This is a genomic window from Paramesorhizobium salinisoli, assembly GCF_003335045.1.
GTDB lineage: Bacteria > Pseudomonadota > Alphaproteobacteria > Rhizobiales > Rhizobiaceae > Paramesorhizobium > Paramesorhizobium salinisoli.
This window is the reverse complement of sequence record NZ_QOZG01000022.1, coordinates 1-16,893: the sequence shown is the minus strand read 5'-3', so window position 1 is coordinate 16,893 and position 16,893 is coordinate 1. Positions and strand designations below refer to the sequence as shown.

The window sequence follows — 16,893 nt, the reverse complement described above, 5'->3', positions numbered from 1 at the left end:
ATACGCCTTGTACTCGCCGAAATACTTCGTGATCGCCGCTGTCAGCGACGTCTTGCCATGGTCAACGTGGCCGATCGTGCCGATGTTGACATGCGGCTTATTGCGTTCAAACTTACTTTTCGCCATCTGAGCTCTCCGTTAGTTTCGCCTGCTCAGGCATTCTCTAATGACAAGCGCACCCGTCGGGATTACGCGAACTTTTTCTGGATTTCCTGTGCGACCGCGGTCGGAACCGGCTCATAATGGTCGAACAGCATCGTATATTGGGCGCGCCCCTGGCTCATCGAACGCAGCGTGTTCACATAACCAAACATGTTGGCGAGCGGCACATTGGCATTGACGACCGTGGCAATACCGCGGGCTTCGGTGCCCGAGATCTGGCCGCGGCGGGAGTTCAGATCGCCGATGACGTCACCGACGTAATCTTCCGGCGTCACGACTTCCACCTTCATGATCGGCTCGAGAAGCTGTGCACCAGCCTTCTGCGCACCTTCGCGGAACGCGGCACGAGCCGCGATTTCGAAGGCCAGAACCGACGAGTCGACATCGTGGTATGCACCGTCGATCAGCGTCGCCTTGACGCCGAGCATCGGGAAGCCCGCGAGCGGACCCGCACCCATGACGCTTTCGATACCCTTCTGAACGCCCGGGATGTATTCCTTCGGAATAGAACCACCGACGATCTTGGATTCGAAGATGAAAGTGTCGCCTTCATGCGGCTCGAAGACGATCTTGACGCGAGCGAACTGACCTGAACCACCAGACTGCTTCTTGTGGGTGTAGTCGATTTCGGCAGCACGCGTGATCGTTTCACGATAGGCAACCTGCGGCTGACCGATATTCGCCTCGACCTTGAACTCACGACGCATACGGTCGACAAGAATATCGAGATGAAGCTCGCCCATGCCGGCGATGATGGTCTGACCGGATTCCTCATCCGTCTTGACGCGGAAGGATGGATCCTCGGCGGCCAGGCGGTGAAGGGCGACGCCCATCTTTTCCTGATCGGCCTTGGTCTTCGGCTCGATCGCGATCTCGATGACCGGATCGGGGAATTCCATGCGCTCGAGGATGACAGGCTTCAGGGGATCGCAGAGCGTATCGCCCGTCGTCGTTTCCTTGAGACCAGCCAGAGCGACGATATCGCCGGCAAAAGCCTCATCGATATCTTCACGGGAATTGGAGTGCATCTGCAGCATACGGCCGATGCGCTCGCGCTTTCCCTTGACGGTGTTCTCGAGCGAGATGCCCTTGGTCATCTTGCCGGAATAGATGCGGCAGAAGGTGAGCGAACCAACAAACGGATCGTTCATGATCTTGAAGGCGAGCATCGAAAGCGGCTCTTCATCGGAAGCCTTGCGCACCGTTTCGGCTTCGGTCTTCGCATCGATGCCCTTGATCGCCGGCACGTCGATCGGCGAAGGAAGGAAATCCACGACGCCATCGAGCAGCGGCTGTACGCCCTTGTTCTTGAAGGCCGAGCCACAGAAAACCGGATGGAACTCAACAGCGCAGGTCCCCTTGCGGATCAGTTCACGCAGTTCATCATTCGTCGGCATCTTGCCTTCGAGATAAGCTTCGGTTGCAGCCTCGTCGGCCTCAACCGCAGCCTCAATCAGCATCTCGCGGTATTCTTCCGCCTTGTCTTTCAGATCGTCCGGGATTTCAACGACATCCCAAGCGGCGCCCAGCGTTTCGTCGCGCCAGATCAGGGCCTTCATCTCAATGAGATCGATGACACCCTTAAATTCGTTCTCGGCACCGACGGGAAGCTGCAGGACCACAGCCTTGGCGCCAAGACGGGTCTTCACCATCTCCACCGAACGGTAGAAATCGGCGCCGATCTTGTCCATCTTGTTGACGAAGATCATGCGCGGAACGTGATACTTCTCAGCCTGACGCCAAACCGTCTCGGTCTGCGGCTCAACACCGGCATTGGCATCGAGAAGAGCAATCGCACCGTCGAGAACACGCAGGGAACGCTCGACTTCAATGGTGAAATCGACGTGGCCCGGGGTATCGATGATGTTGAAGCGGCGCGACAGGCCATCACGGCCCTTCCAGTAGGTCGTCGTGGCAGCCGACGTAATGGTGATGCCGCGCTCCTGCTCCTGCTCCATCCAATCCATCGTCGCGGCGCCGTCATGGACTTCGCCAATCTTGTGCGACTTGCCGGTATAGTACAGGATGCGCTCGGTCGTCGTGGTCTTGCCAGCGTCGATATGCGCCATGATACCGAAATTTCGGTAGTCTTCGATTTTATATTCGCGGGCCATAGTGGCTGCCTCTTTGAATAGGTTCGACGATTACCAGCGGTAATGCGAGAATGCGCGGTTGGCTTCAGCCATGCGATGCGTATCTTCACGCTTCTTCACAGCAGAGCCGCGATTGTTGGCCGCATCCAGGAGTTCACCGGACAGACGATCGACCATCGTGGTCTCATTACGGGCACGAGCAGCAGCGATGAGCCAACGGATCGCCAAAGCCTGGCGGCGCTCCGGACGAACATCAACCGGCACCTGGTAGGTGGCGCCACCAACACGACGCGAGCGGACCTCGACGTGCGGAGCGACATTTTCCAGCGCCTGATGGAACAGAGCGACAGGCTCCTGCTTCGCCTTGACTTCAACCGACTGCAGGGCACCATAAACGATGGTCTCGGCAACGGACTTCTTGCCGTGAAGCATGACGGCATTCATGAACTTGGTGATGACGAGATCGCCGAACTTCGGATCCGGGTTGATCTCGCGCTTTTCTGCTTTGTGGCGTCGTGACATGTCTTCTGTCTCTCAATTACATCGGGCTCATCCGCCACTCTCGGCGGCCGGTATCCCCGGAAAATCCTACTTCGGACGCTTCGCACCGTACTTCGAACGGCGCTGCTTGCGGTTCTTCACACCCTGCGTATCGAGCACGCCACGGATGATGTGGTAACGGACACCGGGCAAATCCTTGACACGACCGCCACGGATCATGACCACGGAGTGCTCCTGCAGGTTATGCCCCTCACCCGGGATATAACCAATGACCTCAAAACCGTTCGTCAAACGCACCTTGGCAACCTTGCGCAATGCGGAGTTCGGCTTCTTCGGTGTCGTCGTATAGACGCGGGTGCAAACGCCGCGCTTCTGGGGGTTCGCCTGCAGAGCGGGAACCTTATTACGCTTCACCGGCGCAATGCGCGGCTTGCGGATCAGCTGGTTTACGGTAGGCATTCAAACCTTCCTCTTTCACAAATCTCGTATCTTAGCCCATAAGGGCCGTTCCACCGTCATGCTCATGCACAAATTCGGGCAAGAACCGCCTATCGGCGGTTGACCCGAACAAAAGCAGAGGAAGCTCATCGCTTCATGCGAACGGCAATTTGCATTTCGATCGTAAAACGAACCCTGTTTGAGGCGAACTCCAGAGCGTGTCGCTCCCGGAACACCCAGCCTCACATCGGCTCAGATGGGCTGCTGATACGTTGTCCCCTGCCCTTCGTCAAGCCTGAACATGAATTATTCTCGCCAAAGGCCCTGAAATCGTGCGTTTCGCGCCGGTACGGTCAGATTCTTTCAGGCCTCGAACAGAATTCATCTCATTATTTCACTATCCGCCGTGGGTTTCCAGTTTTAACCCACTCGCAAAGCCAAAGAATTGCTCTTAGACTCAGTAATTATTCATCAATGCAACTCAACGAGAGAATCGATTCATGCCTCCCACAGCGGACGAACCAAAACTGGTCCACCTTGTCGTTGCCGACGTCTGGAAGGACAAGGACAGCGAACCCACTCTCGTCCACCTGCTTTTGACTGGAAATGGCGAGGACGATCTGGTGACGACCGCTCTCAACATACTGGCCGGCCAGGGATATGAGGAAGCCGAATTGCTGGAGCTCGGCACCTTGAGCGAAGAACCGGAGGAAGAGCCGCATCTGAGCGCCTGGAAGACGGCACTTGGCGGCGAGGCGGCGCTGATCGAGTTCGACGAATAGAAAAGCGGTTTTTGCTTTTCAGGATTCTTGCCGACAGGATTTATAAATGAAAAGGCCGCCCGGAGGCGGCCTTTTCTATTGCTGGAGAAGACAGCCTTTATTCGGCTGCTCCCGTCATGTCGGTCAGCATTGCATCGGCAGTGCCGGCACCGCTGGTCTTGCGGCGCTCGTCGATGATCAGTTCGTCGCGCGCCGTTGCGATGCGGCGGATCTGGCTCATCATGCCGCCCGTGCCGGCTGGGATCAGACGCCCGACGATCACGTTCTCCTTCAGGCCCTGCAGCATATCGACCTTGCCAGCCACGGCCGCCTCTGTGAGGACGCGGGTGGTTTCCTGGAAGGAAGCAGCAGAGATGAAGGACGGCGTCTGCAGCGACGCCTTGGTGATGCCGAGCAGCACGGGATTGCCTGAACCAGGCGCCTTGCCGTCTTCGACAAGCTTCTCGTTGATCTCGTCCAGTTCGATGCGGTCGACATGATCCCCGACAATATAACCGGTATCGCCGGATTCGGTGATTTCGACCTTCTGCAGCATCTGACGGACAATCACCTCGATGTGCTTGTCATTGATCAACACGCCCTGCAGACGATAGACTTCCTGGATCTCGTTGACGAGGTAGGAAGCCAGAGCTTCCACGCCCTTGATCGCCAGGATGTCATGCGGCGCAGGGTTGCCGTCGAGGATGTAGTCGCCCTTCTCGATGGCGTCACCGTCCTGAAGATGGAACGGCTTGCCCTTCGGGATCAGATACTCGACAGGCTCCAGCGTCTCATCGTTCGGCTCGATGATGATGCGGCGCTTGTTCTTGTAGTCGCGACCGAAGCGGACCGTGCCGTCGATCTCGGCGATAACGGCGTGATCCTTGGGACGACGTGCCTCGAACAGTTCCGCCACGCGCGGCAGACCGCCCGTGATGTCCTTGGTCTTGGCGCTTTCCATCGGCAGACGGGCGATGACGTCGCCGGCATGCACATGCGCACCCGGCTCGACCGAAAGAATGGTCTCGACGGAGAGCTGGAAGCGGGCTTCGCCACCCTTGGAAAGCTTCAGGATCTTGCCGCTCTTGTCCTTAACGACAATAGCGGGCTTCAGATCCGAGCCGCGGGGCGTCGAACGCCAGTCGATGACGACGCGCTTGGTGATGCCGGTCGATTCATCCGTCGTTTCCTGCACGGACAGGCCATCGACCATGTCCTCGAATTCGACGATACCCTCGACTTCCGTTATGATCGGACGGGTATACGGATCCCATTCCGCGACACGCTGGCCACGCTTCACCGTATCGCCGTCATCGACGAAGATGCGCGAACCATAGGTGACACGGTGCGCAGCGCGTTCCTTGCCTGACGGATCGAGGATGAGAACCGCCATGTTGCGGCCCATCACCACCAGATTGCCGTCCGAGTTGCGGACCACATTGCGGTTGCGGATCTGAACGGTGCCCTCATAGCTCGCTTCGAGATAGGAGGAGTCGACCACCTGCGCCGTACCGCCCAAGTGGAAGGTACGCATGGTGAGCTGGGTGCCCGGCTCGCCGATCGACTGGGCCGCAATAACGCCGACGGCCTCGCCCTGGTTGACCGGAGTACCACGCGCCAGATCGCGGCCGTAGCACTTCGCGCAGACGCCGCTGCGGGTTTCGCAGGTCAGCGCCGAACGAATGCGGACCGACTGGATGCCAGCCTTTTCGATCAGGTCGACATCACGCTCTTCAATCAAACGACCGCTCTCGACAATGATCTCACCCGTCACCGGATGCAGAATGTCATCGAGCGCGGTACGCCCGAGGACTCGCTGGCCGATGGAGGCGACGACCTGGCCGGCATCGACCACCGGCTGGATGGTGAGGCCCGTCTCGGTGCCGCAATCCACCTGCGAGATGATCGCATCCTGCGCCACGTCCACGAGACGCCGTGTCAGATAACCCGAGTTTGCCGTCTTCAAGGCAGTGTCGGCAAGACCCTTACGGGCACCGTGGGTCGAGTTGAAGTACTCGTTCACGGTCAGGCCTTCCTTGAAGTTCGAGATGATCGGCGTCTCGATGATCTCGCCCGAAGGCTTGGCCATCAGTCCGCGCATGCCGCCCAGCTGGCGCATCTGGTTCGGCGAGCCACGCGCACCGGAGTGCGACATCATGTAGATCGAGTTCATCTGCTTCTGACGGCCCGTCTCGGGGTCGAATTCGACCGCCTTGATGCGCGCCATCATTTCGTCGGCGACCTTTTCTGTGGCCTTGCCCCAGGCATCGACGACCTTGTTGTACTTTTCACCCTGAGTGATCAGGCCGTCATTATACTGCTGCTCGTATTCCTTGGCGAGCGCCTCGGTATCGGCAACGATCTTGGCCTTGGCATCCGGGATGACCATGTCGTCCTTGCCAAAGGAAATGCCCGCGCGGCAGGCATGGCCGAAGCCAAGCTGCATGATGCGGTCGCAGAATATGACCGTCTCTTTCTGGCCGCAGTGACGATAGACGAGATCGATCATCTTGGAGATGTTCTTCTTCGTCATTTCCTGGTTGCAGATGTCGAACGGCACATTGTGGTTGCGCGGCAGCAATTCACCGATGATCATGCGGCCAGGCGTGGTGTCGTAGATCTTCGACACGGGCTTGCCTTCGGCATCGACCGTCTTGAAGCGGCCCCTGATCTTCGTGTGCAGCGTCACCGCCTTGGTCTCGAGCGCATGGTGCAGTTCGCCCATGTCGGCAAACGCCATGCCCTCGCCCGGCTCCTTGTCCGCCACGATCGACAGATAATAGAGGCCGAGGACCATGTCCTGTGACGGCACGATGATCGGCAGACCGTTGGCCGGATGCAGGATGTTGTTGGTCGACATCATCAGCACGCGGGCTTCAAGCTGCGCTTCCAGCGACAGCGGCACGTGAACGGCCATCTGGTCGCCGTCGAAGTCGGCGTTGAAGGCCGTGCAGACGAGCGGGTGCAACTGGATCGCCTTGCCTTCGATCAGGATAGGCTCGAACGCCTGGATGCCCAGACGGTGCAGCGTCGGCGCGCGGTTGAGCAACACCGGATGCTCGCGGATCACCTCGTCGAGGATATCCCAAACTTCCGGCTTTTCCTTCTCGACCAGCTTCTTCGCCTGCTTGACGGTCGAGGAATAACCCTTGGCGTCGAGACGGGCATAGATGAAGGGCTTGAAGAGCTCGAGCGCCATCTTCTTCGGCAGGCCGCACTGGTGCAGCTTCAATTCCGGACCGGTCACGATGACCGAACGGCCGGAATAATCGACGCGCTTGCCGAGCAGGTTCTGACGGAACCGGCCTTGCTTGCCCTTGAGCATGTCGGAGAGCGACTTCAGCGGACGCTTGTTGGCGCCGGTGATAACGCGACCGCGGCGGCCGTTGTCAAACAGCGCATCGACCGCTTCCTGAAGCATGCGCTTCTCGTTGCGGATGATGATGCCGGGCGCGCGCAACTCGATGAGGCGCTTCAGACGGTTATTACGGTTGATGACGCGGCGATAAAGATCGTTCAGATCCGACGTCGCGAAACGGCCGCCGTCGAGCGGAACGAGCGGACGCAGGTCAGGCGGGATCACCGGAACGATCTTCATGATCATCCATTCCGGCCGGTTGCCCGATTCCATGAAGTTTTCGACGATCTTGAGCCGCTTCATGAACTTCTTCTGCTTCAGCTCAGACGTGGTCTCGGCCAGGTCCGAACGCAGGTCGCCCGCGATCTTCTCGAGATCCATCGAAGCCAGAAGCTCATAGATGGCCTCGGCGCCGATCAGCGCCGTGAACTGGTCTTCGCCGAACTCGTCGACGGCGATCATGTATTCCTCTTCCGAAAGAAGCTGGTGCTCCTTCAGGGAAGTCAGGCCCGGTTCGGTAACAATGTAGTTCTCGAAATAGAGGACGCGCTCGATATCCTTCAGCGTCATATCGAGCAGCGTGCCGATGCGCGAAGGCAGGGACTTCAGGAACCAGATGTGGGCGACGGGCGCGGCCAGTTCGATATGGCCCATGCGTTCGCGACGGACGCGCGACAGCGTGACTTCAACGCCGCACTTCTCGCAGATGATGCCCTTGTACTTCATACGCTTGTACTTGCCGCACAAGCATTCATAGTCCTTGATCGGGCCGAAGATGCGCGCGCAGAAGAGACCGTCGCGTTCTGGCTTGAACGTACGATAGTTGATCGTCTCCGGCTTCTTGATCTCGCCGTATGACCAGGACAGAATCTTCTCGGGCGACGCGATCGAAATCCGGATGGAATCGAAGGTCTGCGCCGGAGCCTGAGGATTGAAAAGATTCATGACCTCTTGGTTCATGCCGTTCTCCTTGGGGCGGTTGTCGCCCTTTGTCTGCGATGGCGGCGAAGGTGTAGCTCTGCCATCTCGATCAAATTCTCGAAATTACGCGGCTACCACGCCCCGTAATAGAGGTGCGCCATGGCGAAAACCTGGCGCACCTGTGATTTTATTCTGCGGCGTCCGGCAATGCCGCCGGCTGCGGTGGCAACTCGCGGGTGTTGTCGAGCTCCACATTGAGGCCGAGCGAGCGCATTTCCTTAACGAGAACGTTGAAGCTCTCGGGAATGCCCGCCTCGAACGTGTCGTCGCCGCGCACGATGGCTTCGTAGACCTTGGTCCTGCCTGCCACGTCGTCCGACTTGATGGTGAGCATTTCCTGCAAGGTGTAAGCCGCGCCGTATGCTTCGAGCGCCCAGACCTCCATTTCGCCGAAACGCTGACCGCCGAACTGCGCCTTGCCGCCCAGCGGCTGCTGGGTAACGAGCGAGTAAGGCCCGATCGAACGCGCATGGATCTTGTCGTCGACCAGATGGTGCAGCTTGAGCATGTAGATGTAGCCCATCGTGACCTTACGGTCGAAAGGCTCACCGGTACGCCCGTCATAAAGCGTCGACTGACCGGATGTCGCGAGCCCCGCCTGTTCCAACATCACATTGATGTCGGCTTCATGCGCGCCATCGAACACCGGCGTCGCAATCGACACGCCACGCTTCATCTGGTCGGCCAGGCGAACGATGCTCTCATCATCATAACGACGGACCGGCTCGTTGCGGTCGTTGTCCGGAATGATCTGCTCGATCGTCTGACGCACAGGCTTGAGATCGCCGCTTGCACGATAGGCCTCCAGCAGGTCTCCGATCTTCCTGCCCATACCGGCGCAGGCCCAGCCAAGATGCGTCTCGAGGATCTGACCGACATTCATGCGGCTCGGCACGCCGAGCGGGTTGAGCACGATATCGGCATGCGTACCGTCCTCAAGGAACGGCATGTCCTCGACGGGAACAATGCGCGACACGACACCCTTGTTGCCGTGACGGCCGGCCATCTTGTCGCCTGGCTGGATCTTGCGCTTCACAGCGACGAAGACCTTAACCATCTTCATGACGCCAGGAGGCATCTCGTCGCCGCGCTGAACCTTCTCGACCTTGTCCATGAAGCGCTGCTCGAGCAGCTTCTTGGAATCGTCGTACTGGGTACGCAGCGCTTCGATCTCACCTTGGAGCTTCTCGTCCTCAAGGGCGAACTGCCACCATTGCGAACGCGGGTACTCGGTCAGCACATCACGGCTGATGGTCGTACCCTTCTTGAAGCTCTTCGGGCCGGCAATAGCCTGCTTGCCGTCGAGAACATCGGCCAGACGACCATAGGTGTTACGATCCAGGATCGCCTGCTCGTCGTCGCGGTCCTTGGCGAGACGCTCGATTTCCTCGCGCTCAATGGCCATCGCGCGCTCGTCCTTCTCCACGCCGTGGCGGTTGAAGACGCGAACTTCGACGATCGTGCCGTAGGTGCCGGGGGGCATGCGCATCGAGGTGTCACGGACATCGGAAGCCTTCTCGCCGAAGATGGCGCGCAGAAGCTTTTCTTCCGGCGTCATCGGGCTTTCGCCCTTCGGCGTGATCTTGCCGACGAGAATGTCGCCCGGATGTACTTCCGCACCGATATAGACGATGCCGGCTTCGTCGAGGTTCTTCAGAGCTTCTTCCGAAACGTTCGGAATGTCGCGCGTGATTTCCTCCGGTCCAAGCTTGGTATCGCGGGCGGCAACCTCGAACTCCTCGATATGGATCGAGGTGAAGACGTCGTCCGACACGATCTTCTCGGAAAGAAGGATCGAATCCTCGTAGTTGTAGCCATTCCACGGCATGAACGCGACGAGCACGTTGCGGCCAAGCGCCAGATCGCCCAGATCGGTCGACGGACCATCGGCAATGATGTCGCCCTTCTCGATGCGATCGCCGACACGAACCAGCGGACGCTGGTTGATGCAGGTGTTCTGGTTCGAGCGCTGATACTTCATCAGGCGATAGATATCGACGCCCGAACGGGTCGGGTCGAGATCCTCGGTGGCGCGGATGACGATACGGGTCGCATCGACCTGGTCGACGATACCCGTCCGGCGAGCGCCGATGGCGGCGCCGGAGTCACGAGCCACGACCGATTCCATGCCGGTGCCGACGAACGGCGCTTCGGCGCGCACCAGAGGCACGGCCTGACGCTGCATGTTCGAGCCCATGAGCGCGCGGTTGGCGTCATCGTTCTCAAGGAACGGAATGAGCGCGGCTGCGACCGACACGAGCTGCTTCGGCGACACGTCCATCAGATCGACGTTTTCACGCGGCGCCATCAAGACTTCGCCGGCATGGCGGCAGACGACGAACTCGTCGGTGAAGCGGCCTTCGCTGTCGAGCACGGCATTGGCCTGCGCGACATAGTGCTTGGCTTCTTCCATCGCCGAGAGATAGAGAACTTCCTCGGTGACCTTGCCGTCGACGATCTTGCGATACGGGCTCTCGATGAAGCCGTATTTGTTGACGCGCGCGAAAGTGGCGAGCGAGTTGATCAGACCGATGTTCGGGCCTTCCGGCGTTTCGATCGGGCAGATACGGCCGTAATGCGTCGGATGCACGTCGCGGACTTCGAAGCCAGCACGCTCGCGGGTCAGACCGCCGGGTCCAAGTGCCGACAGGCGGCGCTTGTGGGTGATCTCCGAGAGCGGGTTGGTCTGATCCATGAACTGCGACAGCTGCGACGAGCCGAAGAACTCGCGCACAGCGGCAGCAGCCGGCTTGGCGTTGATCAGGTCCTGCGGCATGACGGTGTCGATCTCGATCGACGACATGCGCTCCTTGATCGCGCGCTCCATGCGCAGCAGGCCGACGCGGTACTGGTTCTCCATCAACTCGCCGACCGAACGCACGCGGCGATTGCCGAGATTGTCGATGTCGTCGATCTCGCCCTTGCCGTCACGCAGCTCGACGAGCGTCCTGACGACGGCAATGATGTCGTCCTTGCGCAGCACGCGCACCGTGTCTTCTGCGTTGAGATCCAGGCGCATGTTCATCTTGACGCGCCCGACCGCGGACAGGTCGTAGCGTTCGGAATCGAAGAACAGCGAATGGAACATGGCTTCAGCCGTGTCAATTGTGGGCGGCTCGCCCGGGCGCATGACGCGGTAGATGTCGAACAAGGCGTCCTGACGGTTCTCGTTCTTATCGACGGCAAGCGTGTTGCGGATGTAGGGTCCGATATTGACATGGTCGATATCGAGCACCTTGATCTCGTCTACGCCGGTATCGAGCAGAACCTTCAGCGTCTTTTCATCAAGCTCGTCGCCGGCTTCGAGGAAGATCTCGCCGGTCTCGACATTGACGATATCCTCGGCCAGGTAATTGCCGAGCAGATCGTCCTCTGTCACCTTAATCGCCTTGAGACCCTTCTCGGCGAGCTGGCGCGCCGAGCGGACAGTCAACTTCTTGCCGGCCTCGAGAACGACCTCGCCGGTATCGGCGTCGACCATCTCGGTGATGACCTTCATGCCCTTGAAGCGATCAACGGAGAACGGAATCCGCCAGTTGTCGCCATCGCGGGAATAGACGACCTGGTTGTAGAAGGTCGACAGGATTTCTTCGCCGTCCATGCCAAGCGCCATCAGCAGCGATGTCGCGGGGATCTTGCGGCGGCGATCGATGCGGGCGTGCACGACGTCCTTGGCGTCAAACTCGATGTCGAGCCAGGATCCGCGATAGGGAATGACGCGCGCGGCGAACAACAGCTTGCCCGAGGAGTGCGACTTGCCCTTGTCGTGATCGAAGAAGACGCCCGGCGAACGGTGCATCTGGGAAACGATCACGCGCTCGGTGCCGTTGACGATGAAGGTGCCGTTGTCGGTCATGAGCGGCATGTCGCCCATGTAGACATCCTGCTCCTTGATGTCCTTGATCGACTTCGCGCCCGTATCCTCATCGATATCGAACACGATGAGGCGCAGCGTCACCTTCAGCGGCGCCGCGTAGGTCAGATCGCGCTGGCGGCACTCATCAACGTCGAATTTCGGCGCATCGAACTCGTACTTGACGAATTCGAGCATGGAGGCGCCGGAAAAATCTCCAATCGGAAATACCGATTTGAAAACAGCCTGCAAGCCTTCATCCGGACGCCCGCCTTCCGGCTCCTCGACCATGAGGAACTGGTCGTAGGATGCCTTCTGAACCTCGATGAGGTTCGGCATCTCCGCGACTTCGGGTATCTTGCCAAAAAACTTGCGTACGCGCTTACGACCGTTAAAAGAGTGGGTCTGAGCCATCGTCGCTCCTCGTTCTGTGCCTTGCGGCTTGTTTCGTGCCTTGCGGCCTGTGGTAAGCCGCCCTTCGGCGGTCTCCTGAACGGGACAAAACCCGTTTCCTGACAGCCGCCTAACTGTCAGGAAAAGGGTTCGGTACCGACTGCATTTCCCGCCTTGTTCTGAGTAAGTCCGGACGGAAAATCGTTTTCCTGGGCTTACTCTGGCGAGAACCGGCGGACGGGAAGAACCCATCCGCCGGAATTTTTAGAACTACTTGAGTTCAGCCTTGGCGCCAGCAGCTTCGAGCTGGGCCTTGACCTTCTCAGCTTCGTCCTTCGAAACGGCTTCCTTGACCGCCTTAGGAGCAGCCTCGACGAGGTCCTTGGCTTCCTTGAGGCCGAGGCCCGTGATGACGCGCACTTCCTTGATCACGTTGATCTTCTGTGCGCCGGCATCAACGAGGATGACGTCGAATTCGGTCTTCTCTTCAACCGCAGCGGCAGCAGCTCCGGCACCACCGGCAGCGGCAACAGCCACTGGAGCAGCAGCGGAAACGCCCCACTTCTCTTCGAGAAGCTTGGAAAGCTCTGCAGCTTCCAGGACAGTCAGGTTGGACAGGTCTTCAACGATCTTTGTGAGATCAGCCATTTTATATTTCCTTCACGAGGTTTGAACTATGACAGCGAGAAACGGCCTTACGCCGCCTCGTCCTTCCGGGCATAGGCGCCAAACACGCGGGCAAGCTGGCCTGCCGGTGCGTTGACAACCTGAGCGATCCGCGAAGCCGGCGTCTGAATCATGCCGACCAGCTTTGCGCGCAGTTCGTCGAGCGACGGCAGCGAGGCCAAAGCCTTCACGCCTTCCGCATCGAGACCTGTCGCGCCCATCGCGCCACCGAGAATAACGAGCTTGTCGTTACCCTTGGCGAACTCGACGGCCACTTTCGGAGCCGTTACCGGATCAGTGGAATAAGCGACTACCGTCTGTCCATTGAACAGATCAGCAATGCTTTCCGACTCCGTGCCCTGAAGAGCGATTTTGGCAAGGCGGTTTTTCGCGACTTTAACGGTGCCCCCGGCAGCACGCATCTTTGAACGAAGATCGTTCATCTGCGCGACCGTGAGACCGGTATAGTGGGCCACGACGACCGAGCCGGACTCCTTGAAGGCTCCGTTCAGCCACGCGACAAATTCGCGTTTTTCCGCTTTATCCACTGTCTCTCTCCAGTTGACAGGACCGCAACATTGCGACCCTGCCGGATTGCCTTTTGCCGATCGGGTTTCCCAACGAGGATCACCGAACGACGCTCGAGGATCCTGTCCCCTTTCGCCTCCCAGCCGTCTGACGACAACTTAGGCGGACTAAGGCAACTACGGTTCAAACCTCATCCAGCGGAACATTTCCGCAAAATCAGGTCATTCCACGTCTCATGCAGGCTCGATGAATTAAGGCGAACCACCCGCAATCTCGGACAGGATAACCGGAGTTTCCTCCGGTTATCCGGGCCTTTGACAAGGCCCGGAATTCTTCATGCTCCGAGGCATCTGCCTCAGGAGATTACTCGGCCCGTCAGTTGCTTACGAAGCAACCCTGACGGTCGAGGGATCGATCTTGACGCCGGCGCCCATGGTCGAAGAAATCGCCACGCGCTTGAGGTATTCACCCTTCGCACCGGCCGGCTTCGCCTTGATCACCGCGTCGGCAAACGCCTTGATGTTCTCTTCCAGCGCCTTGGCGTCGAAAGAAGCCTTGCCGATGCCGGCGTGAATGATACCGGCCTTCTCGACACGGAACTCAACGGCGCCGCCCTTGGAAGCCTTGACCGCACCGGCCACATCGGCGGTGACGGTGCCGACCTTCGGGTTCGGCATCATGCCGCGGGGGCCGAGCACCTTGCCGAGACGGCCGACGAGCGGCATCATGTCAGGCGTGGCAATGCAGCGATCGAACTCGATCGTGCCGCCATTGACGATCTCGACGAGATCCTCGGCGCCAACGATATCGGCGCCCGCCTTCCTGGCTTCCTCGGCCTTGTCGCCGCGCGCGAAAACCGCAACGCGAACGGTACGGCCCGTGCCATTCGGCAGATTGACGACGCCGCGGACCATCTGGTCGGCATGGCGGGGATCGACGCCCAGGTTCAACGCGACCTCGACGGTCTCATCGAACTTCGCCGTGGCGCGCTCCTTGACGAGGCCGATGGCCGACGTCAGATCATAGAGCTTGTTGCGATCGATACCTTCACGCAGCTTGGCTACACGCTTTGCAATCTTTGCCATCGTCTCAGCCCACCACTTCCAGGCCCATCGAACGGGCAGAACCTTCGACCATGCGCATGGCGGCTTCGATGTCGCTTGCGTTCAGGTCCTTCAACTTCGCCTGAGCGATCTCGCGCACCTTGTCGCGCGTAACCGTACCGGCCGATATCTTGCCCGGCTCCTTCGAGCCCGACTTCAGGTTTGCAGCCTTCTTCAGGAAATAGGACACCGGCGGCGTCTTCATCACGAAGGTAAAGGACTTGTCCTGATAATAGGTGATCACGACGGGGACGGGCGAACCCTTCTCCATCTCCTGCGAGGCGGCATTGAACGCCTTGCAGAATTCCATGATATTAATGCCGCGCTGACCCAACGCAGGACCGATCGGGGGCGATGGATTCGCCGAGCCCGCCGACACCTGCAGCTTCAGCTGGCCTGCAACTTTCTTAGCCATTGCTTTCTGCCTTCATTTTCAGGCCGGATAATCCGGCGCTCTTGATTATCGCCGGAAATCCGGCGGTGCAGTTCGGTGGTCCGGGTCAACAGCCGGCTAGAGCCGCCTTCCCTCCCACCTAAAGCCGCTTGCGCGGCATGCGGCCCTCGCGGACCGCAATCGATCAAACCTTTTCGACCTGACTGAATTCAAGGTCGACAGGCGTTGCACGCCCGAAGATCGAAACTTCCACCTTGAGGCGCGAGCGCTCCTCGTCGACTTCCTGAACGACGCCGTTGAACGAGGCGAACGGACCATCCGACACACGCACCTGCTCGCCGATCTCGAAGGATACGGACGGCTTGGGACGATCGACGCCCTCCTGCACCTGCATCAGAATCTGGTCAGCCTCGCGATCGGTGATCGGAACCGGCTTCGAATCCGAACCGAGGAAACCCGTCACCTTCGGCGTGTTCTTGATCAGATGATAAGCATCATCCGTCAGATCGGCGCGAACCAGAACATATCCCGGAAAAAACTTGCGCTCTGCATCGACCTTGCGGCCGCGGCGCACTTCGACAACCTTTTCGGTCGGAACCAGGATTCTTTCGAAAAGATGGGAAAGGCCCTTCTGGCGAGCCTTGTTTTCGATATCTTCGGCCACCTTCTTTTCGAAATTCGAATAGGCATGCACAATATACCAGCGTGCGGTCATCCCGACTCTCCCGTGTATCCGTTAGCGTCCGAGACCAAGCAACAGTTCTACGGCGTAAGCCATGACCTGATCAGCAGCAAAGAAGAAGGCCGCAGCCAGGAAAGCCATCACAACCACCATGGCAGTCGAAATCATAGTTTCGCGCCGTGTCGGCCAAGTCACCTTGGCCGTCTCGGCACGAACCTGCTGAAAAAAAGTGATCGGGTTCGTTTTGGATGCCATTTGCCGCTCTGCTGTGAACAAGTGCAGGCTTCGAGGCCATAATCTGTATCATTTTGGCTAGATATCTAACCTTCACGACCGGATTGGCTGGATGCGCCCGCACAAGTACGGCGCGTAAAGCTGAACAATCAGCTCCACGCACCGCGTGTCTGTTGACCCTACATAGAACTGATTCCAACAAAAGACAAGCCCTCGACTTGTCCGCCGGCATCATATTCCATCTGAATGCCGGCCGTGCACCATCCAATCGTGCCCGGGCGCGGCTATAAAACTGGCAGGGGCAGCAGGACTCGAACCTGCGACCTACGGTTTTGGAGACCGTCGCTCTACCAACTGAGCTATACCCCTATGAACCGGAAGACCGGTTCAGATAATTCCACTAGTCCGAGTTTGAAATTCCTTCAAGGAAATTCGTCGGCAGCGGCAAAGAATGGCGGCTCCGTCAAGAACCGCCATCCTGAAGTCGAAAGATTATTCGACGATGCTTGAGACGATGCCTGCGCCGACGGTGCGGCCACCTTCGCGGATAGCGAAACGCAGCTTCTCTTCCATCGCGATCGGCACGATCAGCGTCACGTCCATCGTGACGTTGTCGCCCGGCATCACCATCTCAGTGCCTTCCGGCAGCGTCACAACACCCGTCACGTCGGTCGTGCGGAAGTAGAACTGCGGACGGTAGTTGGTGAAGAACGGCGTATGACGGCCACCCTCGTCCTTGGTCAGGA

Annotated in this window: 14 protein-coding genes and 1 tRNA gene; 1 reads left to right on the top strand and 14 read right to left on the bottom strand. The window is 58.9% G+C overall.

Annotated elements, in window-relative coordinates; genetic code table 11:
• The 4 genes from DUT91_RS23100 to rpsL all read right to left on the bottom strand — a co-directional run.
• A partial coding sequence (locus tag DUT91_RS23100; RefSeq protein WP_244910400.1) for a GTP-binding protein occupies nt 1–126 on the bottom strand: 126 nt, incomplete at its 3' end.
• 62 nt (nt 127–188) lie between these two features.
• A complete protein-coding gene (fusA, locus tag DUT91_RS23095; RefSeq protein WP_114442794.1) occupies nt 189–2,276 on the bottom strand; it encodes an elongation factor G in 2,088 nt (695 codons plus the stop codon).
• Nucleotides 2,277–2,306: 30 nt separating this feature from the next.
• The gene (gene rpsG, locus DUT91_RS23090; protein ID WP_114442793.1) at nt 2,307–2,777 is read right to left on the bottom strand and encodes a 30S ribosomal protein S7; all 471 of its coding nucleotides are present in this window, start codon (nt 2,775–2,777) and stop codon (nt 2,307–2,309) included.
• Nucleotides 2,778–2,843: 66 nt separating this feature from the next.
• Nucleotides 2,844–3,215: a 30S ribosomal protein S12 gene (rpsL, locus tag DUT91_RS23085; RefSeq protein ID WP_006471111.1), complete on the bottom strand. Its 372-nt coding sequence runs from the start codon at nt 3,213–3,215 to the stop codon at nt 2,844–2,846.
• Nucleotides 3,216–3,694: 479 nt separating this feature from the next.
• Between rpsL and DUT91_RS23075 the strand changes: the two genes are divergently transcribed.
• Nucleotides 3,695–3,976: a hypothetical protein gene (locus DUT91_RS23075; protein ID WP_114442792.1), complete on the top strand. Its 282-nt coding sequence runs from the start codon at nt 3,695–3,697 to the stop codon at nt 3,974–3,976.
• A 97-nt stretch (nt 3,977–4,073) separates the two neighbouring features.
• Here the strand turns inward: DUT91_RS23075 and rpoC are convergent, their stop codons facing one another.
• The 10 genes from rpoC to DUT91_RS23025 form a co-directional block, all read right to left on the bottom strand.
• Nucleotides 4,074–8,273, bottom strand: a complete 4,200-nt coding sequence (gene rpoC, locus DUT91_RS23070; protein ID WP_114442791.1) for a DNA-directed RNA polymerase subunit beta' — start codon at nt 8,271–8,273, stop codon at nt 4,074–4,076.
• A gap of 148 nt (nt 8,274–8,421) precedes the next feature.
• A complete protein-coding gene (rpoB, locus tag DUT91_RS23065; protein ID WP_114442790.1) occupies nt 8,422–12,561 on the bottom strand; it encodes a DNA-directed RNA polymerase subunit beta in 4,140 nt (1,379 codons plus the stop codon).
• A gap of 249 nt (nt 12,562–12,810) precedes the next feature.
• The gene (gene rplL, locus DUT91_RS23060) at nt 12,811–13,188 is read right to left on the bottom strand and encodes a 50S ribosomal protein L7/L12 (protein ID WP_105745875.1); all 378 of its coding nucleotides are present in this window, start codon (nt 13,186–13,188) and stop codon (nt 12,811–12,813) included.
• A 47-nt stretch (nt 13,189–13,235) separates the two neighbouring features.
• Nucleotides 13,236–13,754 carry a 50S ribosomal protein L10 gene (gene rplJ / locus DUT91_RS23055; RefSeq protein WP_105745873.1) on the bottom strand — a complete coding sequence of 173 codons (519 nt, stop codon included), beginning with the start codon at nt 13,752–13,754 and terminating at the stop codon, nt 13,236–13,238.
• Between the two features lie 363 nt (nt 13,755–14,117).
• Nucleotides 14,118–14,819: a 50S ribosomal protein L1 gene (gene rplA, locus DUT91_RS23050; RefSeq protein WP_114442789.1), complete on the bottom strand. Its 702-nt coding sequence runs from the start codon at nt 14,817–14,819 to the stop codon at nt 14,118–14,120.
• 4 nt (nt 14,820–14,823) lie between these two features.
• Nucleotides 14,824–15,252, bottom strand: coding sequence for a 50S ribosomal protein L11 (rplK, locus tag DUT91_RS23045; protein WP_114442788.1), 429 nt, complete (start codon nt 15,250–15,252; stop codon nt 14,824–14,826).
• A 163-nt stretch (nt 15,253–15,415) separates the two neighbouring features.
• Nucleotides 15,416–15,946: a transcription termination/antitermination protein NusG gene (gene nusG / locus DUT91_RS23040; RefSeq protein ID WP_114442787.1), complete on the bottom strand. Its 531-nt coding sequence runs from the start codon at nt 15,944–15,946 to the stop codon at nt 15,416–15,418.
• A gap of 21 nt (nt 15,947–15,967) precedes the next feature.
• The gene (gene secE / locus DUT91_RS23035) at nt 15,968–16,168 is read right to left on the bottom strand and encodes a preprotein translocase subunit SecE (RefSeq protein WP_114442786.1); all 201 of its coding nucleotides are present in this window, start codon (nt 16,166–16,168) and stop codon (nt 15,968–15,970) included.
• Nucleotides 16,169–16,440: 272 nt separating this feature from the next.
• A tRNA-Trp gene (locus DUT91_RS23030) sits at nt 16,441–16,516 on the bottom strand.
• 123 nt (nt 16,517–16,639) lie between these two features.
• The coding region (locus tag DUT91_RS23025) for an EF-Tu C-terminal domain-related protein (RefSeq protein WP_483466847.1) at nt 16,640–16,893 on the bottom strand (254 nt) is incomplete at its 5' end.